Annotated in this window: 24 protein-coding genes; 11 read left to right on the plus strand and 13 right to left on the minus strand. The window is 72.4% G+C overall.

The features are described from left to right. Window positions 1-91: 91 nt before the first annotated feature. Window positions 92-2,884, minus strand: a complete 2,793-nt coding sequence (locus ACIBZJ_RS06010) for an ATP-binding protein (protein WP_395926083.1) — start codon at window positions 2,882-2,884, stop codon at window positions 92-94. A 111-nt stretch (window positions 2,885-2,995) separates the two neighbouring features. Between ACIBZJ_RS06010 and ACIBZJ_RS06015 the strand changes: the two genes are divergently transcribed. The 3 genes from ACIBZJ_RS06015 to ACIBZJ_RS06025 are packed head-to-tail and all read left to right on the plus strand — an operon-like array spanning window position 2,996 to window position 6,269. Next, the gene (locus ACIBZJ_RS06015) at window positions 2,996-3,244 is read left to right on the plus strand and encodes an SCO4226 family nickel-binding protein (protein ID WP_395926085.1); all 249 of its coding nucleotides are present in this window, start codon (window positions 2,996-2,998) and stop codon (window positions 3,242-3,244) included. A 59-nt stretch (window positions 3,245-3,303) separates the two neighbouring features. After that, entirely contained in the window at window positions 3,304-5,109 is a 1,806-nt protein-coding gene (locus tag ACIBZJ_RS06020) for a glycosyltransferase 87 family protein (RefSeq protein ID WP_395926087.1), read from the plus strand. A gap of 32 nt (window positions 5,110-5,141) precedes the next feature. Then, window positions 5,142-6,269, plus strand: a complete 1,128-nt coding sequence (locus ACIBZJ_RS06025; RefSeq protein ID WP_395927708.1) for an MFS transporter — start codon at window positions 5,142-5,144, stop codon at window positions 6,267-6,269. A gap of 220 nt (window positions 6,270-6,489) precedes the next feature. On the opposite strand, the gene ACIBZJ_RS06030 is transcribed toward ACIBZJ_RS06025, so the two are convergent. Next, window positions 6,490-7,329 carry an FHA domain-containing protein gene (locus ACIBZJ_RS06030; protein WP_395926089.1) on the minus strand — a complete coding sequence of 280 codons (840 nt, stop codon included), beginning with the start codon at window positions 7,327-7,329 and terminating at the stop codon, window positions 6,490-6,492. Window positions 7,330-7,460: 131 nt separating this feature from the next. Then, window positions 7,461-7,919 (minus strand): PaaI family thioesterase, encoded by a 459-nt coding sequence (locus ACIBZJ_RS06035; RefSeq protein WP_395926091.1) that lies wholly within the window; start codon window positions 7,917-7,919, stop codon window positions 7,461-7,463. Window positions 7,920-7,970: 51 nt separating this feature from the next. Between ACIBZJ_RS06035 and ACIBZJ_RS06040 the strand changes: the two genes are divergently transcribed. From ACIBZJ_RS06040 to ACIBZJ_RS06055, 4 genes are read left to right on the plus strand one after another with little or no spacing between them, the layout of a single operon-like run. Next, entirely contained in the window at window positions 7,971-8,411 is a 441-nt protein-coding gene (locus ACIBZJ_RS06040) for a helix-turn-helix domain-containing protein (protein WP_395926093.1), read from the plus strand. A 9-nt stretch (window positions 8,412-8,420) separates the two neighbouring features. Beyond that, on the plus strand, window positions 8,421-8,852 hold the full coding sequence (locus ACIBZJ_RS06045) for a VOC family protein (RefSeq protein WP_395926095.1): 432 nt from the start codon (window positions 8,421-8,423) through the stop codon (window positions 8,850-8,852). Window positions 8,853-8,869: 17 nt separating this feature from the next. Further along, window positions 8,870-9,367, plus strand: coding sequence for a gluconokinase (locus tag ACIBZJ_RS06050; RefSeq protein WP_395926097.1), 498 nt, complete (start codon window positions 8,870-8,872; stop codon window positions 9,365-9,367). Next, a complete protein-coding gene (locus ACIBZJ_RS06055; RefSeq protein ID WP_395926099.1) occupies window positions 9,364-10,317 on the plus strand; it encodes a DNA polymerase domain-containing protein in 954 nt (317 codons plus the stop codon). Before ACIBZJ_RS06050 ends, ACIBZJ_RS06055 begins: the two co-directional genes overlap by 4 nt. 47 nt (window positions 10,318-10,364) lie before the next feature. On the opposite strand, the gene ACIBZJ_RS06060 is transcribed toward ACIBZJ_RS06055, so the two are convergent. The 4 genes from ACIBZJ_RS06060 to ACIBZJ_RS06075 all read right to left on the minus strand — a co-directional run bounded on the left by ACIBZJ_RS06060 (window position 10,365) and on the right by ACIBZJ_RS06075 (window position 12,366). Then, window positions 10,365-10,526, minus strand: a complete 162-nt coding sequence (locus ACIBZJ_RS06060; RefSeq protein ID WP_395926102.1) for a hypothetical protein — start codon at window positions 10,524-10,526, stop codon at window positions 10,365-10,367. Beyond that, the gene (locus tag ACIBZJ_RS06065; protein WP_395926104.1) at window positions 10,495-11,274 is read right to left on the minus strand and encodes a sigma-70 family RNA polymerase sigma factor; all 780 of its coding nucleotides are present in this window, start codon (window positions 11,272-11,274) and stop codon (window positions 10,495-10,497) included. Before ACIBZJ_RS06065 ends, ACIBZJ_RS06060 begins: the two co-directional genes overlap by 32 nt. After that, on the minus strand, window positions 11,271-11,699 hold the full coding sequence (locus ACIBZJ_RS06070; RefSeq protein WP_395926106.1) for a VOC family protein: 429 nt from the start codon (window positions 11,697-11,699) through the stop codon (window positions 11,271-11,273). Before ACIBZJ_RS06070 ends, ACIBZJ_RS06065 begins: the two co-directional genes overlap by 4 nt. Window positions 11,700-11,760: 61 nt before the next feature. After that, complete coding sequence (locus ACIBZJ_RS06075) at window positions 11,761-12,366, minus strand: TIGR03086 family metal-binding protein (RefSeq protein WP_395926108.1); 606 nt, start codon at window positions 12,364-12,366, stop codon at window positions 11,761-11,763. Between the two features lie 61 nt (window positions 12,367-12,427). Here ACIBZJ_RS06075 and ACIBZJ_RS06080 point away from each other — a divergent pair, with 61 nt between their 5' ends. After that, window positions 12,428-13,399: a helix-turn-helix transcriptional regulator gene (locus tag ACIBZJ_RS06080; protein ID WP_395926110.1), complete on the plus strand. Its 972-nt coding sequence runs from the start codon at window positions 12,428-12,430 to the stop codon at window positions 13,397-13,399. A gap of 4 nt (window positions 13,400-13,403) precedes the next feature. On the opposite strand, the gene ACIBZJ_RS06085 is transcribed toward ACIBZJ_RS06080, so the two are convergent. The 3 genes from ACIBZJ_RS06085 to ACIBZJ_RS06095 form a co-directional block, all read right to left on the minus strand. After that, window positions 13,404-14,051 (minus strand): response regulator, encoded by a 648-nt coding sequence (locus ACIBZJ_RS06085; RefSeq protein WP_395926112.1) that lies wholly within the window; start codon window positions 14,049-14,051, stop codon window positions 13,404-13,406. Beyond that, window positions 14,048-15,154, minus strand: coding sequence for a sensor histidine kinase (locus ACIBZJ_RS06090; protein WP_395926114.1), 1,107 nt, complete (start codon window positions 15,152-15,154; stop codon window positions 14,048-14,050). Before ACIBZJ_RS06090 ends, ACIBZJ_RS06085 begins: the two co-directional genes overlap by 4 nt. A gap of 71 nt (window positions 15,155-15,225) precedes the next feature. Next, window positions 15,226-15,861: a maleylpyruvate isomerase N-terminal domain-containing protein gene (locus ACIBZJ_RS06095; RefSeq protein ID WP_395926116.1), complete on the minus strand. Its 636-nt coding sequence runs from the start codon at window positions 15,859-15,861 to the stop codon at window positions 15,226-15,228. Window positions 15,862-15,907: 46 nt separating this feature from the next. Between ACIBZJ_RS06095 and ACIBZJ_RS06100 the strand changes: the two genes are divergently transcribed. Further along, complete coding sequence (locus ACIBZJ_RS06100; protein WP_395926118.1) at window positions 15,908-16,327, plus strand: SRPBCC family protein; 420 nt, start codon at window positions 15,908-15,910, stop codon at window positions 16,325-16,327. A gap of 26 nt (window positions 16,328-16,353) precedes the next feature. On the opposite strand, the gene ACIBZJ_RS06105 is transcribed toward ACIBZJ_RS06100, so the two are convergent. After that, a complete protein-coding gene (locus ACIBZJ_RS06105; protein ID WP_395926120.1) occupies window positions 16,354-17,001 on the minus strand; it encodes a GntR family transcriptional regulator in 648 nt (215 codons plus the stop codon). Window positions 17,002-17,189: 188 nt separating this feature from the next. Between ACIBZJ_RS06105 and ACIBZJ_RS06110 the strand changes: the two genes are divergently transcribed. Further along, window positions 17,190-17,687, plus strand: coding sequence for a hypothetical protein (locus tag ACIBZJ_RS06110; protein ID WP_395926122.1), 498 nt, complete (start codon window positions 17,190-17,192; stop codon window positions 17,685-17,687). A gap of 74 nt (window positions 17,688-17,761) precedes the next feature. Here ACIBZJ_RS06110 and ACIBZJ_RS06115 read toward each other — a convergent pair whose 3' ends face one another. Further along, window positions 17,762-18,664, minus strand: a complete 903-nt coding sequence (locus tag ACIBZJ_RS06115) for a LysR family transcriptional regulator (RefSeq protein ID WP_395926124.1) — start codon at window positions 18,662-18,664, stop codon at window positions 17,762-17,764. Window positions 18,665-18,734: 70 nt separating this feature from the next. Between ACIBZJ_RS06115 and ACIBZJ_RS06120 the strand changes: the two genes are divergently transcribed. Beyond that, window positions 18,735-19,079, plus strand: a complete 345-nt coding sequence (locus ACIBZJ_RS06120) for a YybH family protein (RefSeq protein WP_395926126.1) — start codon at window positions 18,735-18,737, stop codon at window positions 19,077-19,079. Window positions 19,080-19,327: 248 nt separating this feature from the next. On the opposite strand, the gene ACIBZJ_RS06125 is transcribed toward ACIBZJ_RS06120, so the two are convergent. Continuing rightward, complete coding sequence (locus ACIBZJ_RS06125) at window positions 19,328-19,816, minus strand: DUF1772 domain-containing protein (protein WP_395926128.1); 489 nt, start codon at window positions 19,814-19,816, stop codon at window positions 19,328-19,330. Between the last annotated feature and the right edge of the window lie 108 nt (window positions 19,817-19,924).

The raw sequence follows: 19,924 nt of genomic DNA on the forward strand, positions 1-19,924 counted from the left end.
AAAACGATGCTCTTTATCGATGCAATCGATAGTCGCGACCAACGTATTCCGTCGATGTGAACCACGGATGGCCGGCGTCATCGGTTGAAGATCACTCTGCGTGACTGCGCACCCAGGACGCGATCTGCGTGCGACGGCTCGCCTGGAGCTTGGCCAGGATGTGCTCGACGTGCGCGGCGACGGTCTTCGGGGAGATCGTCAGCGACTCGGCGATCTCCCGGTTCGTGGCCCCCTCGGCGACGTGCCGGGCGACCTCGGCCTCCCGGGGGGTGAGCCCGGGCACGCCCGACGACGACCGGGTCCCGATCTCGGCGAGCAACTCGTCGGCCGCGCGGACGACGATCGACGCACCGGCCGCCGACGCCCGGCCGCGCGCGTCCGACGCCAGCGCCGCCGCGTCGACCGGCCGACGGGACCGGTACGCGCAGCGGGCGCGGTCGAGCAGCGCCTGGGTGCCTTCCCAGAACTGCTGCCGCCGGTCCCACTCCGCGCCGGCGCGGTCGAGCGCCTCCCGGGCCTTGCCGGTCTGGCCCTCGTGCAGGTGCAGCAGGCCCTGGGCGTGGTCCAGCGCGGGCAGCGTCCCGGGGATGTTCCTCAGCCGCAGCAGCGCCGCGCACCGGTCGAGCCAGGACCGCGCACCGGTCGCGTCGTCCGACGCCAGGTACGCCCGCACGCCGGTGACGACGAACGGAGCCAGGTACGCGGCGTCGGCGACCTCGGCCGAACCCGCGTATCCCTCCTGGCACCGGTCCACCGCGTCGGCGTGGCGCCCGGTGTGCAGCGCGAGTTCGGCCAGGCCCCAGATCGTGGGGGAGAGGCGCTGGACCTCCCGCAACTCGGTGCCGAGCGCGTACGCCGGTTCGAGGTACCCGGCGGCGGCGGCCCAGTGGCCCCGGCCGATGGCCAGGAAGCCCAGGATCTGCTGGGCCAGGATCCGGTTGAGCACGGTGTCGGAGAAGTCGGCCAGCGCGTGCTCGGCGTTCGGCCGGGCCTCGTCCCACGCGCCGGTCGCCCACTGCACCCGGGCCCGCATCGACACCATGTAGTTGCGGTCGCCGAACTGCTCGGTCCGGTCGGCGTAGGCGATGCCCTCGTCCAGGTACCGGAGGGCGGCGTCGTACTCGACGAGCACCGCGGCCGAGCTGCCGACCATCTGGTACGCCCGGCTGGCCTCGGGCTCGGCGCCCGCGGCCAGCGTGTCGGCGATCGTCGCGTCGGCCAGCCGCCAGCCCTCGTCCATCCGTCCGGCGAACAGCAGCACCGGCGCGATCGTGGCGTCCACGCACCAGCGCGAGTTGTCGTCGCCGACGGCCAGGGCCAGCTCGCGGGCCCGCGACCCGTAGGTGAGCGACTCGTCGAGCCGCCGGTCGAACATGTACACCGCGGACAGGCTGGTCAGGATGCGGGCTCGGGCCTCTTCGGCCGGGCGGTCGGTACGTTCGCCGAGCCGGTCGAGCTCGGCCCGCAGCAGGGCCGTGCGGTGCCCGAGGCCGGTGCCCAGGCGGTGGCGCGCGGTCACCAGCGAGGGCGAGAGCGCGGCGGCGGCCACCGGTTCGCCGAGTTCCAGCCAGAGCGCGTGGGCCCGGGTGAGCATCGCCTCGGCGGCGGGGACGTCGTCGACCGCGACGAGTTCGATCGAGAGCGCGGTGAGCAGATCGGCGCGGTCGCGGCCGGGCAGGTCGTCCGGGATCGTGCGCAGGGCCCGCTGATAGAGCGCGGCGGCCTCGGCGTGCGCGGAGATCGCGGTGGCGTGGCGGGCGGCGGCCAGCGCATGGGCGAACGCCGGGCGCGGCCGCTGAGCTCGTTCGTACTGGTCGCTGACGAACGCGTCGCCGAAACCGCCGGCCAGGGCGGCGTCGGCGACCTGGGCGTGCAGGCGGCGGCGACGGTGGGGAGCGAGGTCGGCGTAGAGGGCGTCGCGGATCAGCGCGTGCCGGAAGTCGAAGGTGGTCTCGGACGCGGGGGTGACGAAGAAGCGGTCCCGCAGTTCGCGGAGCGCGGTGTCGACCTCGTCGGGCGGCGTTCCGGTCACCGCCGTGAGCAGGTCGACGTCGAACGACCGCCCGATCACCGAGGCCGCTGCGGCCACCGCGACGGCAGGTTCCGGGAGCTCGTGCGCCCTGGTCAGCACCGCGTCCGCGAGCGTCTCCGGCACTCCCGGTGCGGCGAGGAGCTCCTCCACGTGCAGGGGAATGCCGTCGCTGCGGGTGAACAGGGCCCCGACGGAGACGTCCGGGGCCATCGCCCCGGTGATCGCGGCGACCATCGCGGCCGTCGACGGGCGGTCGAGACGGCGCAGCCTCAGCTCCTCGCCGGCCCGCTGGGCCAGCAGCCGGGACCGCCAGGTGCGCAACACCGAGCGCGGATAGAGCTCGTCGCTGCGATAGGTGCCCACGACCAGGATCGGCACCTCTCGCAGGCGGCGGGCCGCCCGGTCGAGGACGTCCAGCGACATCTCGTCGGCCCAGTGCAGGTCTTCCAGGGCGAGGACCAGCGGCCGGTCCACCGCGGCCAGGGCGTCCGCGGCGTCTCGGACGAGCAACCGGCGCTGACGGTCACCCTCCCCGGCCGCGACCTGGCGGAGCGGTCCGGCGAGCGCGGCGGCCGGACCGCCGAGGCGGCCCACGCCGGACGCGAGCCCGAGCAGCAGGCCGCCCGCCACCTCGGCGTCGCGCGGGAACGCGGCCGCGTGTGCGACCGGAAGGCCGGCGCGTTCCACGATCTCGGTCAGCAGCCGGGTCTTGCCGATTCCGGCCTCACCGGCCAGGAGCAGGACCCCGCCGGCGCCGCGGGCCGCGTCCTCGCTCCGGCGCAGTGCGTGTGCCAGCAGGTCGTCACGACCGATGAGCACAGGGCACAGGTGTGCCTCGGACTTCGACCGCATGCCGGCAGCCTAGGGAGAAACGTCGGCCTTCCTAGGTGGTCTGACCGATGTCGGACAGGCTTCCGACCTCGAATCTGGACTCGTCAACGAGTTCTTCCGAAAGGGAATGTGATGGCGACGTTCATCGACGTGCACAGCGGTTTCGTCGGAGTGACCGCGGAGCAGCTGAAGGAGGCGCACGAGGCCGACCTCGCGATCGAGGCCGAGGAGGGCGTGCACTTCGAGCGGGCCTGGCTCGACCCCGACACCGGCAAGGTGTTCTGCCTGGCGACCGGCCCGAGCAAGGAAGCCGTCATGCGCGTCCACGAGCGCGCGGGCCACCCCACGGTCGAGGTGTACGAGGTTCCGATCGAGGTGTGATCCGCGGCGGGTCTCGGTCCCGCCCGCCGTGGTGGCGGCCGGGTGGGATCCTGACCCGAATGCGATGGTTGCCGAGCGTTGTGCGGACGCCGGCCGGCGGGGCTGTGCTGGCCGGCGGGGTGACGCTGCTGTTCGTGCTGGTGCCGGTGCTCGCCGCGGGCGGGCAGCCGCTCGGTGTCGACGCGTGGGTGGCGCGGGGGCTGGTGCATCCGGGTTCCCGGGCCGCCTCGGCGGTGGCGCAGCTGGGGTCGGGGGCGGTGCTGTACCCGGTGCTGGCGATCGTGGCGATCATGCGCCGGGTGTCGGGGGCGCCGTGGCGGGCGGTGCTGACGCCGATGCTGGTGCTGGCGGCGGCACAGATGCTGGAGGCGGTCACGTTCGTGACGCTGGTGCGTCCGGCGCCGGTGGACGGTGCGGTGGACGTGTCGTTCTCGTCCGGGCACGCGCTGACGGCCGCGCTGGGGTGGGCGCTGGTGCTGCGGGAGGCGGGGCGGCGGCGGTGGTGGCCGCTGGTCGCGCTGGCGGCGCTCGCCGTCGGCCTGAGCCGGGTCGTGCTCGGCCTCCACTGGGTCACCGACGTGGTCGCCGGTTGGGCACTGGCGGCCGTGGCGCTGGGCGCGCTGGCGGCCCGGCCCGAGGCGGCCGCGGACCGGCCGCATCCGGCCGCGGCCGGTCCGGAACCCGCGACCACGGGCGGGCCGGTACGGCGGTGGCTGACGTCCTCGGGGTGGGCCTGGATGCTGCCCGCGTCCGCGCTGCTGGTGCCGGTCGTGCCGTTGGTGCTGGTCTCCGGGCCGGACCGGATGAAGGACCTGCTCGTCTACTACGGCGCCGGCGGCACCGCGGGCACTGGTTCGGACGTCTACGAGTTCCGCACCGTGTTCGACATGCCGTTCACCTATCCACCGTTCGCGGCGACGCTCAGCGAGCCGCTCTCCCGGGTGCCGCTCGGGCTGCTGCAGGTGCTGTGGGTGGCGGCGTCGCTGGCGGCGCTGGTGGGGGTGGCGCGGATCGGGATGCGGCCGGTCGTCACGCGGATCGGCCTGCCGCTCACGCTGGCGCTGCTGCTGCTCTCCGCGCCGGTGCGGAGCCATCTGCGGTTCGGGCAGGTCGGGCTGTTCCTGGTGATGCTGGTCTCGGCCGATCTGCTACGACGCCACCGCCGGGAGGGGCTCGGGCTCGGCGTCGCGATCGCGGTGAAGCTGACCCCGGCCGTGTTCGTGCCGTGGCTGCTGGTCACCCGGCAGTGGCGCACGTTCGTGGTCACGACCGTGACCGCGGCCGGTGCCACGCTCGCCGGGCTGCTGCTGCTCTGGCCGAGCGCCCAGGAGTACCTCTGGCGCGCGCTCTGGGACTCCGACCGGTTCGGTGCGAACGACGTCGTCGGGAACCAGTCGGTGCGCGGGATGCTGCTCCGGACCGGGCTGGGGGAGTCGGCGGTGTCCCTGCTCTGGGTCGTGTCCGCGCTCGGGCTGGTCGTGGCCGGGACCTGGGGCGCCCGGCGGCTGGAGGACGACGGCAACCGGCTCGGCGCCGTCGGGGTGCTCGCCGCGCTCTCGGTCGCGGTCTCGCCGATCTCCTGGGTGCATCACCTGGTGTTCCTCGTGCTCCCGCTGGCCGCCGTCGTGGCTGCCGGCCGGTACCGGCTCGCCGCCGGCTGGACCGTGGTCCTGACGCTCAGCCTTCCGTCTATCGGTGCCGCCGGTCTGCGCGCGGGCACCGGTCACGCGGGCTTCTGGCAGCTGGTGGTGGACGCCCAGGGGCTGACCGCCGTGGCCGCCGTGCTGTTCCTGCCCTGGCTGCTGCGACACCACCGCAGCGAGCGGCCCGAACCGTCGGTGGAGGCCGATAGCGTGCGGGTGTGACCACGGATCTGGAGGCGCCACCGGCGCGACAGATGTGGCCGCTCTACGCGGCCGGGTTCACGACGGCGTTCGGCGCGCACGGCATCGCGGCCAACCTCGGCGGCTTCTCCGGCGACGCGGTCACCTCGCTGCTGGTCCTGGGCGGGCTGCTCGCCCTCTACGACGGCGCCGAGATCCTGCTGAAGCCGGTGTTCGGCACGCTGGCCGACCGGGTCGGCCCGCGTCCGGTGCTGCTGGGCGGGCTCGTCGCGTTCGCGCTCGCGTCGGTGGTGTACGTGGTGGCCGACGGGCCCGCCTGGCTCTGGGCCGCCCGGCTCGGTCAGGGCGCGGCCGCTTCGGCGTTCTCGCCGTCGGCGTCGGCGCTGGTCGCCCGGCTCAACCCGGCGGCCAAGCGCGGGCGGGCGTTCGGCTCGTACGGGTTCTACAAGTCGATCGGGTACACGCTCGGTCCGCTGCTCGGCGGCGTCCTGGTGTGGGCCGGTGGGCTGCGGTTGCTGTTCGCCGTGCTGGCGGTGCTCGGGGCGGCGGTGGCCGTCTGGGCCGCGGTGTCCGTGCCGGTCGTCCCGCCGATGGCCAAGGTACGGCAGACGCTGGTCGACCTGGTCCGGCGGCTGGCCGATCCGAGGTTCCTGGTCCCGACCGGTGCGCTCGCCGGAGCGACCGCCGCGCTCTCCGCCGGGGTCGGATTCCTGCCGGTCAGCGGCCGGGTCGACGGGCTGGGTCCGATTGCGACCGGCGCGGCGGTGTCACTGCTGGCGGCCTGCGCGGCGGTGGTCCAGCCCCGCACCGGCCGGGCGCTCGACGAGGGCCGCCTCGAGACCCGTACCGGCCTGACCGCCGGGCTGGTCGTGGCGGCCGCGGGTGCGGCCTGCGCGATGCTGCCCGGTCTGGCCGGCCTGCTCACCGGGGCCGCGCTGATCGGCGTCGGCACCGGGGTCATCACGCCCCTCGGCTTCGCGGCCCTGGCGGCGAACACCCCCGCCGAACGCCTGGGCCAGACGATGGGCGCGGCCGAGATCGGCCGCGAATTCGGCGACGCGGGCGGCCCGCTGCTCGTGGCCGCGATCGCGTCGGTCGCCACGCTCACCTACGGTTTCGGTGCGCTGGCGGCCCTGCTCCTGGCCGGTGCCCTGCTCGTCGCGGCCCGGCCGCGCGGCTAGCACCGGGTCCGACGCTGCTCGGACGGTGCTCCGCGTCCGGGTCGGCGAGGCGGGGGCTGCCCGGGAGGGCAGCCCCCTTTCTGCGTCTCAGCGATGCGGTTCCACTGGCCCCTCCTGGTCGTCGCCGTTTCCTCGACGTGGAGCGCGTGAGCCGCGGAAGCCCCCTCCGACCCCGCGACGCGTCGATCCACGTGCGGGAGCCTGCCGTTCAGAGCGTGTTTCAGCCGGGCAGGCCTGCCCGTGGAGTGAGGAGGTGGAGATCGTCGGCGGTGATCTGCCTGCGGCGCACCAGGAGGTGCGCGACCTCGTAGTAGTCCGGCAGGGCCAGGGCCCGGCGACGCCGGATCTCGACGTCGTCCTCCGGGTCGGCCGCGGCCCCGAAATACCACACACCTTTGTGGACGAACGACGGCGTGGCCGGCAGGCCGAGCTCCCGTTCCTCCAGGCGCAACCGGGCCTCGACCCGCTCCCGGAGTTCGGGGATCTCGGTCAGGTACCGGGAACAGAGCCGCTTGACCAGGTCGCGGATCTGCTTCCGGCTGCGGTTGACCAACCGGCGCTGGACCTCCTCGTACGAGGCCGGCAGCTGTTTACCGCGCAGCAGCGGCTCGCAGAGCGCGGCCGCGACCGGCCGGAGCTCGTGCGGGACCGGCGGCATGCTCGTCGTCGGCCGGTCGTCGAGGACGGTCGGTAACGCGGGCTCGACCCGCTGCTGGGCCACGACCAGCGCACAGCCGTCGGGCCCCTGGATGTAGGCCAGGTCGCCCGGGATCGACTGGGCCGGGCCCGGATCCGGACGGGCCGGATCGCGGGGCGGTAACGGCGGTAGCGGTGGAAGGCCCGGTTGGGTGATCCAGAGCTCGTGCTTCTCGGAAAGGTTGCGGACCCAGAGCTCCCCCTCGTATCGCCAGATCCGACCGGCGACGCGGGAGAGTGACTCTCCGTTGATCGCCGAAAAGATGATCAGGTCGCAATCGTCGTCGCGACCGAAAGTGATGCGGTCTCCCTCGTGTGCGAAGGTGAATACCTCGTCCGGCTCAAATAGGTACCAAACGGACAAGATAGGGTCACGCGAAATTTCCCCCTGTGCCATTTCCCCCAGCCCCCACTGTTGGTAGTTACCCCCTGTGAGTCCATTCTGCTGGGTAGGGCAAGCGCGTTACTACGAACGGTGAGGCCGGGCGGACTGAATCACCGGGGGCGCCAGCGTTTCCACACGGCGGTCGCGGTGGCGCGGATCTTGCCGTCCCAGACCAGCTCCACCTCGGCCGTCATCTCGGCTTCGGCCGCGGACGTGACGCTCGCGCGCAGCTCGACCGGGTCGTGCAGCGGGCTCGGGCGCAGGTAGCGGACGTCGAGCCCGGCCGTGACGTAGGGGAGCGCCGCGCCCGGGAGCGCCGGCCAGCCTCGCTGCTCGGCCTCGTACGTCACGGCGGCGGCGCTGTGGCAGTCGAGCACGGTTGAGATGATGCCGCCGTTGAGGTACCCCAGCCCGTTGTCGTGTTCCGGCCACGGGGTGAACGAGGCGGTGACGTAACCGTTGGCCGGGTAGCTGCGCAGCTTCAGCCCTTTGGGGTTGGCGTGCCCGCACCCGAAGCACGGCAGATCGGGGTAGAGCCGTTCCTGAATGCTCAGAACGTCGTCGGTCATGCCCCGATCGTGCCCGAGCAGGCCCGTCGGCCGCTGGTTAGGCTCGCAGGTGTGCGGAGGGCGCCCGGGGATCTTCTGGTCCACCTGCGGCGTGCCCGGGACTACGCCGACCTGCACTACCGGGACCCGCTGGACCTGGCGCACCTGGCCGGTGTCGCCGGCCTCAGCAAGTACTACTTCCAGCGGATGTTCACCGCCACCTACGGGCTCTCGCCGGCCGCGTACGTCTCGCAGCGCCGGGTCGAGCGGGCCCAGGACCTGCTCCGGGCCACGAACCTCACGGTCACCGAGGTGTGTGTCGCGGTCGGCTTCTCCAGCCTGGGCTCGTTCAGCAGCCACTTCCGCGAGGTCGTGGGCGAGACGCCGAGCGACTTCCAGCGCCGCTGGGCCGCCTCGGGCGCGCCGCACATCCCCGGGTGCTTCGTCTTCATGTGGGGGCTGGCCGAACGTCGGGCAAGCCAGGAGAAGCACGGCGGCGGCGCGCCCTCCTAGCCTGGCTCCATGATCACGAACATCGCCATCACCAGCGTCTTCGTCAAGGACGTCGACGCGTCCAAGGCCTTCTACCTCGACGTGCTCGGCTTCGCCGAGTGCTCGGACGTCACGCTCTCCGACGGTTCCTACCGCTGGTGCACGGTCACGCACCCGTCCCAGCCCGAGCTCCAGGTCCACCTCACGACGCCCGGGCCGCCGCACTCGCCCGAGATGGTCGACGCGATCAACCGGGCGCTCGACGAGGGCGGCATGCACGGTCTGGGCCTGAGGGTCGACGACTGCCGCAAGACCTACGACGACCTCGTCGCCAAGGGCGTCGAGTTCATCCAGCCCCTGGAGGAGCGCCCGTACGGCGTCGAGGCGGTCGCGCGCGACAACTCCGGCAACTGGATGGTGCTCGTCGAACAGCATGCGTTCACCCCCGGTGATTCGGCCTGAGGCTACGATCGGGCGATATGCGCGCAACGAAGCCGACCGTCGTCGTGATGGGTGTGACCGGGTGCGGGAAGAGCACGATCGGCCAGTTGCTCTCCGAGCGGCTCGGGGTCGACTTCGCCGAAGGTGACGACCTGCACCCTCCGGAGAACATCGCGAAGATGACCGCCGGTCATCCGCTCACCGACGAGGATCGGTGGCCCTGGCTCGCCCGGATCGCCGACTGGCTCGCCGATCACGCCGCTGACGGCGGCGTGATCCCCTGCTCCGCGCTCAAGCGCGCCTACCGTGACCGGTTGCGGCAGGGCGCTCCGGACGTCTGGTTCCTTCACGTGGACGTCGACCGAGAGACAATTCTCCAGCGGGTGGCCGAGCGGAAGCACCACTTCATGCCGGTGTCGCTCGTCGACTCGCAGTTCGCGACGCTCGAGCCGCTCGGCGACGACGAGAACGGCGCCGCGATCGACGGCGGGCAGACTCCCGAGGAGATCGTCGACGAGGCGCTGGGCCGGCTGTGACCGAGCGGGACGGCGTCAACCTGACCAACCTCGACCAGTCGCTGTTCGACGGCTCCGACGCGACCAAGGGTGACCTGGTCGAGTACCTGGACGCCGTGCACGACCGGCTGATCACGCACCTGCACGACCGGCCGATCTCGGTGATGCGGGTGTTGCGCGGCCAGGAACCGTTCATGCAGAAGAACCTGCCCAAGTACACGCCGGAGTGGGTGCCGCGGGTCAGGCACTGGGCGGAGTCGTCCCGGCGGGAGGTCACCTACGGGCTCTGCAACGACCGCCGGACGCTGCTCTGGTTCGCCAACCAGCGGGCGATCGAGTACCACGCGGCGCTGGTCCGGGCCGAGCACTGGGACCGGCCGACGCACCTGATCATGGACATCGACCCGCCGGAGGGCCACCCGTTCGCGGTGGCCGCCCGGGCCGCGCTGCTGGTTCGCCGGGCCCTCGACGAACTGGGAATGACCGGTGCGGTGAAGACCAGCGGCGCCAAGGGCCTGCACATCTTCGTCCCGCTCGCCGACGGGGTGGGCCACGAGGACGTCGCCGCCGCGCAGCGTGCGCTGGCGGTGCGGGCCGAGCGGCTCGACCCCGAGCTGGCGACCACCGCGTTCATCCGGGAGGACCGCGGCGACAAGGTCTTCCTGGACGCCACCCGGGCCGGCGGCGCGACCGTCGTCTCGGTCTACAGCCCGCGGATCCGGCCCGGTACGCCGGTCTCGTTCCCGGTGCCCTGGGACGATCTGGAATCGGTATCGCCGCGCGACTTCACGCTGCGGAACGCGTCCGGACTGTTGGACGGGAAAGACCCGTGGGCAGACGCGATGCCGGTGCCGCAGGCGCTCGACGCCGGTCTGGTCGCGGAGGGGCACACGATTCCGGTCGCCCGGGTGCAGGCGATGCACGAGGGGAAGCGCCGGAAGGCGGCGGCCCGCAAGCAGGCAGAAGAGTAGGCCGCTCGAGGAGCGGCAGCGGAGGGGACCCGGGACGGCCGGCCGCGTCAGCTCCCGAGGGACGCCGGCAGGTTCAGCGGGGGGAACGTCGAGACGCCGAACGTCGTGATCTCGGCGATCTTGCCGTCGGCTATCCGCAGCACGTCCAGCTTGAACGCCCGGAAGATCGAGTCGCCGTCACGCCGCAGGTAGCTCGCGGCCGCGGGCATCCGGTTGACCGCGGTCGGGATCAGCCGCCAGTCGCCCTCGCGGGTCGGGCCGACCGCTCGTTCGATCAGGGGTGCGATCGCGTCCAGACCGCGGAAGTCGAGGTGGTCGGGCGGCATCGTGATGCGGATGTCGCGCGCGGCGATCCGGACCGCCGCCGCCGGATCGTTCTCCTCGTTCGCGGACGAACTCGGCCAGCAGCGCCTTCTCGTCCGCGGTGAGCACCGGCGCGGACCACTCGGACCGCGCGGGCACCTGCGTCGCCAGCGTCGAGCGGGCCCGCTGGAGCGCGCTGTTCGCGGCCGGGACGCTGATCTCGAGCAACTGGGCCGCCTCCGCGGCCCGCCAGCCGAGCACGTCCCGGGCCAGGAACACCGCCCGCTGCCGCGGCGGCAGCACCTGCAGCGCGACGATGAACGCCAGTTCGATCGTCTCCCGCGCCACCGTGATGGCCTCCGGAGACAGCTCGTCGAGCAACTGGTCGGGGTAGGGCTGCAGCCAGGACGCCTCCGCCGTCGCGTCCGCCGCGGGCAGCCGGCGCGAGGACCGGCTGCTCCGCAGCACGTCGAGGCAGACGTTCGTCGCGATCCGGTACAGCCAGGCCCGGATCTCGCGGCTGCCGTCGACGCGCTCCCGCCCCCGCCACGCCCGCAGGAACGTCTCCTGCACCGCGTCCTCGGCCTCGTCGAACGAGGCGAGCATGCGGTAGCAATGGACGTGCAGCTCGCGACGGTGCTGTTCGAGGTTCACTCGGCGAACGGTTCCCGGGGCGTGCGGCTGGTGACCTCCTGGAGCAGGAAGACGTTGCCGTCCGGGTCGGGGATCTCCAGGAACGTGCCGTAGCTGGCCCGCTCCGGGTGGAGACCCGGGGTCTGGCCCTCGGGCCCGAAGTGGAACGGTTCCGCGGCGTCGAGACCCCGGCCGATGAGTTCCTTCCGGGCCGCTTCGATGTCGTCGACGATGAGGTGCAGGCCGCGCTGGGAGCCGGGGGCCATCTGGTTGCGCATCAGCGTGATGGAGCAGTCCGAGCCGTTCGGGGTCAGCTGCACGACCCGGAAGTCTTCGCCGGCGCTGTAGTCGACGTCCAGCCGGAAGCCCATCTTCTCGAGGTAGAAGGCTTTGGCGCGGTCGACGTCGGTGACCGGGACGATGACAACTTCCAGCTTGTATTCCACTGGTGCTCCTCGGTGCGGTGTGTTCGGTGTCAATCAGTACAACGACGGACACCGCCGAAACTCATCGGTCGGCCGATGAAGAAGTCGGAACCGCTCGGGGGTCGCGGCCGAGCCAGGCGACCAGGCGCTCGTAGGGCGTCGCGCCCGGTCTGGGCGCCACCACCGGGCCGAACGGGATGTGCCCGCCGCGGGGCTCGGCCGGCACGCGCTGCTCGATGCCCTCGAGCGCAGCCTCCGCCAGCGACTCGTCGAGCCGGCCGCGCTGGCCGGTCGCCACCGCGAGGTCCCAGCCGTGCGTCAGGATCTCCTGGGCGTACCCGAGCGCGGCCGCCCACCCGGGCACCGACCCCCACGGCACCTGCAGCGTCCGTTCGAGCACCGCGTCGTCGGACCAGACCTTCTCGAGCGCGGCCCGGGCGGAATCCCACGCGGCCGGGACGTCGTCCACGCCCTCGACCAGCGACGGGACGTCGAACGGCGCGCCGCCGGCGCCGACGTGCGCGACCCGGCCGAGCACGCCGAGCAGGTGCGCCTCCATCAGGGTGACGTCGTAGTCGGGACACGGCGTCGGCAGAGCGCGCTGATCGGGAGCGACCCCGCGGACGATCGACCCGGTCTGGTCGAGGGCGGACGACAACAGCGGGCGCGGATCGGACGTCATCTTCATGGCCGCAGCTTCCCCGAAAAACATGCCATCTGCTGACAGGTTTTAATGCGAGCGTTGATCCATGCGCGCCGACCGGTTGATCTCGCTGTTCCTGCTGCTCCAGGCCCATGGGCAGCTTCCGGCGCCCGAGCTCGCCCGGCGTCTGGAAGTGTCTGTACGCACGGTGTTCCGCGACATGGATGCGCTGAGCGCGGCCGGTTTCCCCGTGTACGCCGAGCGCGGCCGGGCGGGTGGCTGCGCGCTCCTGCCGGGCTTCCGCACCGACGTCTCCGGGCTCACCGCGGCCGAGGCACAGGCACTGTTCGTACTCACCTCGGTCGGCAGTACACCGGCCGGGCAACTCGGGCTCTCCGCACCGGCCCGCTCGGCGCTGCGCAAGGTCGCGGCCGGTCTGCCTCCTTCGGTCCGCCCGCAGGCCGAAGACCAGTCCCGGTACGTGGTGGTCGACTCGTCGGGCTGGTTCCGGGGCTCCGACCCCGACCGGTGGCTCGGGACGCTGCGCACCGCGGTGTTCGGCGGGCGGCGGCTCCGCCTGCGCTACGCCGGCAGCCGCAGCTCCGGGGTGCGGCTGGTCGACCCGTGGGGCCTCGTGTTCAAGGGTGGCGTCTGGTATCTGGTCGCCGCGCATCGCCGGCAGCCCCGGATGTACCGGGTGTCCCGGGTCGTCTCGGCGGCCGTGCTGCCGTCCGCGGCCCACCGGCCGGCCGGCCTCGACCTGGCCGCGGTCTGGAAAGAGCTCCGGGAAGAGGTCGAGCGCCCGAGCGGGGAACCGGTGGTCGTCACGCTGCGGGTGCGGGCGCAGGCCGCCCCGAGGGTGACGCGGATGTGTGCGCCCCAGCTCGTGCCGGGCGACCAGTCGTCGGTGCCCGACGGAGACCACGTCCGGATCGTGCTGCCGTTCCGCGCGCTCGGCGCGGCCCGCGGCACGCTGCTCGGCTTCGGCGACGAGGTCGAGGTGCTCGACCCGCCCGCACTGCGTACCGAGCTGGCTCGCGTCGCCGCACAGGTGGTCCGCCTCTACGCGGACGGGTGACGCGCTACTCCGCGTCGTGCACCAGAAGCGCGACCTGGACGCGGTTGGTCAGGCCGAGCTTCGTCAGGATGCGGGTCATGTAGGCCTTGACCGTCGCCGTGCTCATCAGGAGCTCGCGGCCGATCTCGGAGTTCGTGCGCCCGTGCCCGACCAGCGTCGCGACCGCCCGCTCGCCGTCCGACAGCGCCTGCAGCCGCCGCCGGGCCTCGTCCCGGCGCGGGTCCGGCGCGGGCTCGGCCGCGAACGCCATCACCCGCCGGGTCACGTCCGGCGACAGCATCGGCGCTCCCGCGGCGACCTGCCGGATGGCCCGCGCGATCTCGGTCGGCGGCGTGTGCTTGAGCAGGAATCCGCTCGCGCCCGCCCGCATCGCCCGCCGGATGTGCCGATCGGTGTCGAACGTCGTCAGCACGATCACCTCCGGCGGGTCGGGCCGGGCCCGCAACTGCTCCGTCGCCGTCAGCCCGTCGATCAGTGGCATCCGGATGTCCATCAGGACGACGTCCGGACGGATGCTGTTGACGGTGGGAAGCACGTCGGCGCCGTCACCGATCGTGCCGACGACCGCGAGGTCGTCGAACTGGCCGAGCATCATCTCCAGACCGGCGCGGACCAGCGCGTCGTCGTCCACGATCAGCACCCGCACCGTCATGACGCCGGCACCCAGGCGTAGAGGCGGAAGTCGCCGGCGTCGGTGCGGCCGTGCTCCAGGCGGCCACCCACCAGCTGCATCCGTTCGCCCAGGCCGACCAGGCCGCTCCCGGCGCCCGGCAGCCAGGCCCGGCCGTTCGGCGGCACCGGATTGGTGATCTCGACGGTCAGGCCGTCCGACGGGCCGGTGAGCACGATCCGGACCGGCGCGTTCGGAGCGTGCTTGCGGGCGTTGGTGAGCCCTTCCTGGACGACCCGGTAGACGTGCCGACCGGCCGGGCCGGCGTCGACGTCGCGGCACCGGTCGTCGAGAACGATCGGGGTGCCGGCCTGGCGGGACTGCTCGATCAGGGCCGGGACGTCGGCGAGCGTCGGTTGCGGGCGGTCGTCGTCGATCGTGTCGTCGCTGCGCAGCATGCCGATCACTTCCCGGAGGTCCTCCAGGGCCGCGTACGCGGACTCGCGGATGACGCCGGCCGCGCGCCGCTCGTCCTCGGGGGCCGTGCGGCGCACCTCGAGCGCGCCGGCGTGGACGGCGAGCAGCGAGATCCGGTGCGCGAGGACGTCGTGCATCTCGCGGGCGATCCGTTCGCGTTCGGAGTGGCGCGCTTCCTCGACCCGCAGCCGCTGCCCTTCCTCGGCTTCGCGGGCCCGGGCCTGCCACGACTGGACGAGCAGCCGGTGGGATCGCACCAGCTTGCCCGACGCGACCAGCGCGGTGTCGAGGGCGAGCACCGCGATCACCGCCGTCCAGTACTCGGGCTCGTCCCGTGCGACGAGCGTGAACGCGCCGACGACCAGCGTCGCGTGGAGGCCGGCGACCGTCAGCGTCGTCGGCCAGGACCGGTAGCGGGCGACGAGCGCGAGCCCGACCGCGGCCGGGCCCATCGACGTCGCGGAAACCACCATCGGAAAAATCAGCCCGATCACGATCGGGACGGTCCAGCGGCGGCGGGACAGCAGCAGTCCGACGACGGCGAGGACACCGACGGCCAGGTCGGCGATCGGGTAGGCCGGGCGGGAATCGGCGACGAAGAACAGGCCGAGCAGCGCCGACAGCCCGACCAGGCCGACGTCGATCCGCGCTCTCCGCCACTCCCTCACGAGTCAACCGTAGGGGCTGAGGTGTGCTCCGGCTGCGGCCGGAGGTCGCCGACTTCAGTCGGAAAACGGGCTTATCGGTCGGCGACCGGGCGGGCTTCCCAGCGCCACTTCGTGCCGCGATCGGGGTAGCCGGGCAGCGGGCTGCGGCCGGTCGCCCAGAGCAGCGTGCGCCAGGGATCAGTGTCGGTGGGCGCGTCCGGGAACAGCCGGTGGAGCGACCGGGCGCAGAGGTCGGCGGGCGGGCGCCAGGACCGGCCGAGTCCGCGGGCCAGGTCCTCGCCGTGCACGAGCGTCTCGACGACGCCCATCGCGGCGAAACCCTCCGGGTCGGACAGGCCGTAGCCGTGGTGCGCGCGACGGTCGGCGGGAGCGTCCCGGACCGCACCGGCGAGGAAGACACCGCAGACCTCGAGCGACTGCAGCAACCCGGCCGTACTCGCGCTCGGCTGCAGGAACAGGGTGTTCATCGGACCGCCGTCGCGCGCCGCGTGGTAGGCGAACGGCACGAGGTCGTCGCGCGGCGGGTCGGACGCCGCGACCTGGATCGCGTACGAGAACAGGTCGTCGATGAGGTGCTCCACCGTCTCCCAGCAGGTCCAGGACAGATCTCCGGCCGGTACCCGCCAGGCGTTGTCGGGGACGTCGGCGAACGAGTGCCGGAGCAGGTCGACGCCGGCGGTCACGTCGTCTCCGGTGACGGGTTGCATGGCGGAAACAGTACGGGCGCGCCGAAGGCACGGGACAATTCTTTTTGTGCTGATCTACTCCACGTTCGCCGCCGCGACACCCGGGCGGGTCTGGAACGCGCTGATCGACCCGGCGCGCACCGCGCGCTACTGGGGGCACCGCAACGTCTCGACCTGGACGCCGGGGGAGCGGTGGGAGCATCGCCGGGTCAGTGACGGCGGACTCGACGTCGTCGGTGAGGTGCTCGAATGCGATCCGCCCCGGCGGCTCGCGCACACCTGGGCGCGTGCCGGGCAGGAGGGCGACCCGGCCCGGGTGTCGCGGGTGACGTTCGACCTGGAGCCGGTCCGGGACGGGGTGCGGGTGACCGTGACGCACGACGCGCTGCCGGAGGACCAGGTGGCGATCGTGTCGATCGGCTGGCCGTTCGTGCTGTCGAGCCTGGTCTCCTACGTGGAGACGGGCCGGCCGGTGCGGGCAGCCTGACGCAATTACGTGGCGTGAAATGAGGTCTATTCGACGCCGATTCGCTCGAGTGCGTTGAGGGAGTCGCGCCGGTCGGCCTCGACGCGCGCATAGGAGACGGCTTCGGCGAGCCGCTCCTGGCCCGAGGAGATCGCGCGATAGAGCTGCTGGTGGCCGAGTACCGGATCGGAGACGTCCAACTCCGAGGTCAGGAAGTACAGCCACGTCAAGCGCCCAGAAATCGGGCGCATGAGCGTCGACATCAACGCGTTGCCGGTGACTTCCACGATCGCATCACTAAATGCGGAACGGGTTTGCGCGATGCGATATCGATCGCCGCGAGGGACGCTCTCCTCCGACTCTTTCAGCGCGCGGGCGAGTGGCTCGACCGTTCCGCCGGTCGCTACCCGGCGCGCCGCGAAGACCGTTGCGCCGACTTCGAGAACTGAACGGAGGTCGAATAGGTCTTTAGCGGCGCCAATCGACCACCGGGCGACCATCGCGCCGCGCCGGGGCAGGGTCTCGACGAATCCGTCGCGTTCGAGCAGGGGGACGGCCTCGCGTAACGGCACGCGGGACACCTCGAGTTTCTCCGCGAGCCGTTGTTCGGCCAAGCGGGAACCCTGCGGGTAGTCGCCACGGATGATGCCCTCCCGCAGGGTCGCGTAGATCTGCTGCGAGAGGGATTCGGGCATGGACCCATTATCGCGGATTTCTTTTACCGGTCGACCTATGGCGCCGGGAATTTTTCATACCTCAGAGGTAGCGGTTTGCGATACCACGGTGGGACGCCGTTTCTATGGAATTGCCGCACGCTCGGTAGGGCGCGGGATTACCGCAGGTTTCTTCAATCAACGAGGGGTGTGCGATGTCGGAACGGCTATTGACAAAGGGTCCGGAGCCGGTACCCGGGCCGGTGGCGTCCGGTGGCCCGCCCGCGGCGATCAGGGCCGCGACGATGTGGTGGGTGGCCGCGGTCGGGGCCGGAGTGGTGGAAGCGATCGGGACGGTGGCGGTGCTGGCGTCCCGGGGCGAGTCGGGCGGCGTGCTCGGGGCCGGGCTGGCGTTCCGGTTCGCGGTCTACGCGCTCGTGCTGTTCGTGACGTTCCGGCTCTGGAGTGGACGGCGGTGGGCGCGCTGGGTGCTCGCGGTCGGGCTCGGGGTGTTCGGGTTGTTGTCGCTGGTGATGGAGCCGATCGGCTGGCTGGCTTCCGGTCACTCGCCGGCGGAGGTGTTCACGTCGACGGATCTGACCGTGGCGTTGGTGATCGCGATCCGGTCGATCCACGTGGTGGCGGTGCTGGCGGCGTGCGTGTGCATGTTCCGGCCGGAGTCGAGTGCGTATCTACGGCGCAGTGGGCGCCGATCTACGGTGGAGTAGGCGTCGGTCTACGGCGGAGTGGGCGTCGGTCTACGGTGCAGTGGGCGTCGGTCTACGGTGCAGTGGGCGTCGATCTACGGCGGAGTGGGCGCCGATGCCCGGCAGTGGGGCAGGGCGGACCTGGCGTCGGTGAGGAACGCGCGGGCGGCGGGGTTGGTGGGGCCGGGCCGGCGCCAGGTGAGTGCGAGCTGGCCCCGGAACTCCGGGGTGAGCGTGACCGCTCGTACCCCGGGCGGCTCGGACTGCAGGACGGACGCCGGCAGGATCGCCAGGCCCAGGTCGCGGGCTGCGAGGTCGGCGAGCAGGAAGGGGTCGCTGGCCTCGAACGCGATCGTCGGGGTGAATCCGGCGGCCGTACAGGCGTCTTCGAGCCGCGCCCGGATGCCGGTGCCTCGAGGGAGACTGATCAGTGGCTGTTCGCGCAGGTCGGCCAGCGGTATCTCGTCGGGGAGCGGATGGCCGGTCGCGACCGCGCCCACGACCGGTTCGTCGGTGACGATCTGGGTCGCGAGGCCCTCCGGCGCCACCGGCGGGAGGCCGACGATCGCCGCGTCGAGCGTCCCGGCGCGGAGGCGGGCGACCAGGTCGTCGGAGTCGGCTTCGGTCAGCGTGATCTCGACGGCCGGGTGTTTGCGGTGGAAGTCAGCGAGGATCTCCGGGAGCCCCAGCGGCCCGCACGACGTGATCATCCCGACCGAGACCCGGCCCCGGAGCAGCCCGGTGAGCTCGTCGACCGTGTGCCGGGCGGCGTCCACCGCGGCGAGCGCGGCCCGGGCGTGGGGGACGACCGCGGCGCCGGCCTCGGTGAGGCGCACGGTGCGGCCCGACCGGTCGAGGAGCGGCTGGCCGAGCTCGCGCTCCAGCCGGCGGATCTGGGCGCTGACGCCCGGTTGCGCGACCCGGACCTGGGCGGCGGCGCGGGTGAAACTGCCGGTCTCGACGACCGCGAGGAAGTACTCGAGCTGACGGAGCTCCATAACCGCTGATTCTAGTTCGCAGAACGGACTGCTCTTTGACGTCTAGGTCGGCCGGGGCGAAGGTAAGAACATGACTGTTGGTGCGCAGAAACCCGAAGATCTGGCTCGCCTGTTCGTCGAGCGGGCCAACGCGAACGACGCCGAGGGGATCGCCGCGCTCTACGAGCCCGACGCCGTGCTCGGGTACCCGCCGGGTGAGACCACGGTCGGCCGGGACGCGATCCGGGCGCTGTTCGAGCAGGTCGTGACGCGGATGCCGGAGCAGCAGGTCGAGGACCCGCTGCCGACGCTGTACCACGACGATCTCGCGCTCACTGCCACCCGGCCCGCCGACGGCACCGGCGGCCGGGCCCAGGTGGCCCGCAGGCAGCCCGACGGGACGTGGCTCCGCATTCTCGACCGTCCGGAAGGCTGACCGCGGGTGAGCGGGTGAGCGGGTGAGCGGGTGAGCGGGTGAGCGGGTGAGCGGGTGAGCGGGTGAGCGGGTGAGCGGGTGCGCGGGTGAGCGGGTGCGCGTGGTGCGCGTGAGTGGGGTGCGCGGGTGAGCGTGGTGCGCTGAGTGGGGTGCGCGGGTGAGCGTGGTGCGCTGAGTGGGGTGCGCGTGAGTGGGGTGCGCGGGTTAGCGCGGGACGCGTGGGCGCGTGCGCGCGCCGGGGGGATCGGCTAGGCGCTGCGCCGGACGACGGCGTACGCGAGGGCGACGAAGGATGCCGTGGAGAGCACCGCGCGGAGGACGTTCCAGCGGATCCAGGTCGTCTCGAACCGCTCGCGGACCGCGGCCAGGTCGGCGATGCGGTCCGGGGCGCCGGCGGCGTTCAGCTGGTCGTTGAGCGGCACGTTGACCGCGAACGTGACGACGAGGACCGCGACGTAGAGGGCGATCGCCACCGCGATCCAGTACGCGGTGGCGTGTGAGCCGGCCCGCCACTGGACGAACGCGGCCAGGATCGTGAGCAGCAGCGCGCCGCCGAAGCTGAACGCGAACCACCCGTTGAGGATCGCGACGTTGATGCGCTGCATGGCGTCCACGAAGGTCTTGTCGTCGGTCTGGCGCAGGCCGGGCATGACGGCGCACGCGAACGCGTAGAACAGGCCGGCGGCGAGGCCGGAGGCGGTGGTCGCGGCCACGAGAGAGATGTTTCGGAACAGCATCGGGGGCTCCCCGGGTCGGCTGGATGGTGGTGACTCCAGGAGACCGCCGGGCAGCCTGCGGCGACCATCGCCGCGCGACTCACCCGCATGCGCAACCGTCTCGCCGAG

Origin of the sequence: Cryptosporangium sp. NPDC051539 (assembly GCF_044454545.1) — a bacterium.
Classification (GTDB): domain Bacteria; phylum Actinomycetota; class Actinomycetes; order Mycobacteriales; family Cryptosporangiaceae; genus Cryptosporangium.

Bases quoted from the DNA above. Each gene is read 5' to 3' on its own strand.
- ACIBZJ_RS06010 (WP_395926083.1), bottom strand. From the start codon at position 2,884: ATGCGGTCGAAGTCCGAGGCACACCTGTGCCCTGTGCTCATCGGTCGT.
- ACIBZJ_RS06015 (WP_395926085.1), top strand. From the start codon at position 2,996: ATGGCGACGTTCATCGACGTGCACAGCGGTTTCGTCGGAGTGACCGCG.
- ACIBZJ_RS06020 (WP_395926087.1), top strand. From the start codon at position 3,304: ATGCGATGGTTGCCGAGCGTTGTGCGGACGCCGGCCGGCGGGGCTGTG.
- ACIBZJ_RS06025 (WP_395927708.1), top strand. From the start codon at position 5,142: ATGTGGCCGCTCTACGCGGCCGGGTTCACGACGGCGTTCGGCGCGCAC.
- ACIBZJ_RS06035 (WP_395926091.1), bottom strand. From the start codon at position 7,919: ATGACCGACGACGTTCTGAGCATTCAGGAACGGCTCTACCCCGATCTG.
- ACIBZJ_RS06045 (WP_395926095.1), top strand. From the start codon at position 8,421: ATGATCACGAACATCGCCATCACCAGCGTCTTCGTCAAGGACGTCGAC.
- ACIBZJ_RS06050 (WP_395926097.1), top strand. From the start codon at position 8,870: ATGCGCGCAACGAAGCCGACCGTCGTCGTGATGGGTGTGACCGGGTGC.
- ACIBZJ_RS06060 (WP_395926102.1), bottom strand. From the start codon at position 10,526: ATGCCCGCGGCCGCGAGCTACCTGCGGCGTGACGGCGACTCGATCTTC.
- ACIBZJ_RS06075 (WP_395926108.1), bottom strand. From the start codon at position 12,366: ATGAAGATGACGTCCGATCCGCGCCCGCTGTTGTCGTCCGCCCTCGAC.
- ACIBZJ_RS06080 (WP_395926110.1), top strand. From the start codon at position 12,428: ATGCGCGCCGACCGGTTGATCTCGCTGTTCCTGCTGCTCCAGGCCCAT.
- ACIBZJ_RS06085 (WP_395926112.1), bottom strand. From the start codon at position 14,051: ATGACGGTGCGGGTGCTGATCGTGGACGACGACGCGCTGGTCCGCGCC.
- ACIBZJ_RS06095 (WP_395926116.1), bottom strand. From the start codon at position 15,861: ATGCAACCCGTCACCGGAGACGACGTGACCGCCGGCGTCGACCTGCTC.
- ACIBZJ_RS06105 (WP_395926120.1), bottom strand. From the start codon at position 17,001: ATGCCCGAATCCCTCTCGCAGCAGATCTACGCGACCCTGCGGGAGGGC.
- ACIBZJ_RS06115 (WP_395926124.1), bottom strand. From the start codon at position 18,664: ATGGAGCTCCGTCAGCTCGAGTACTTCCTCGCGGTCGTCGAGACCGGC.
- ACIBZJ_RS06120 (WP_395926126.1), top strand. From the start codon at position 18,735: ATGACTGTTGGTGCGCAGAAACCCGAAGATCTGGCTCGCCTGTTCGTC.
- ACIBZJ_RS06125 (WP_395926128.1), bottom strand. From the start codon at position 19,816: ATGCTGTTCCGAAACATCTCTCTCGTGGCCGCGACCACCGCCTCCGGC.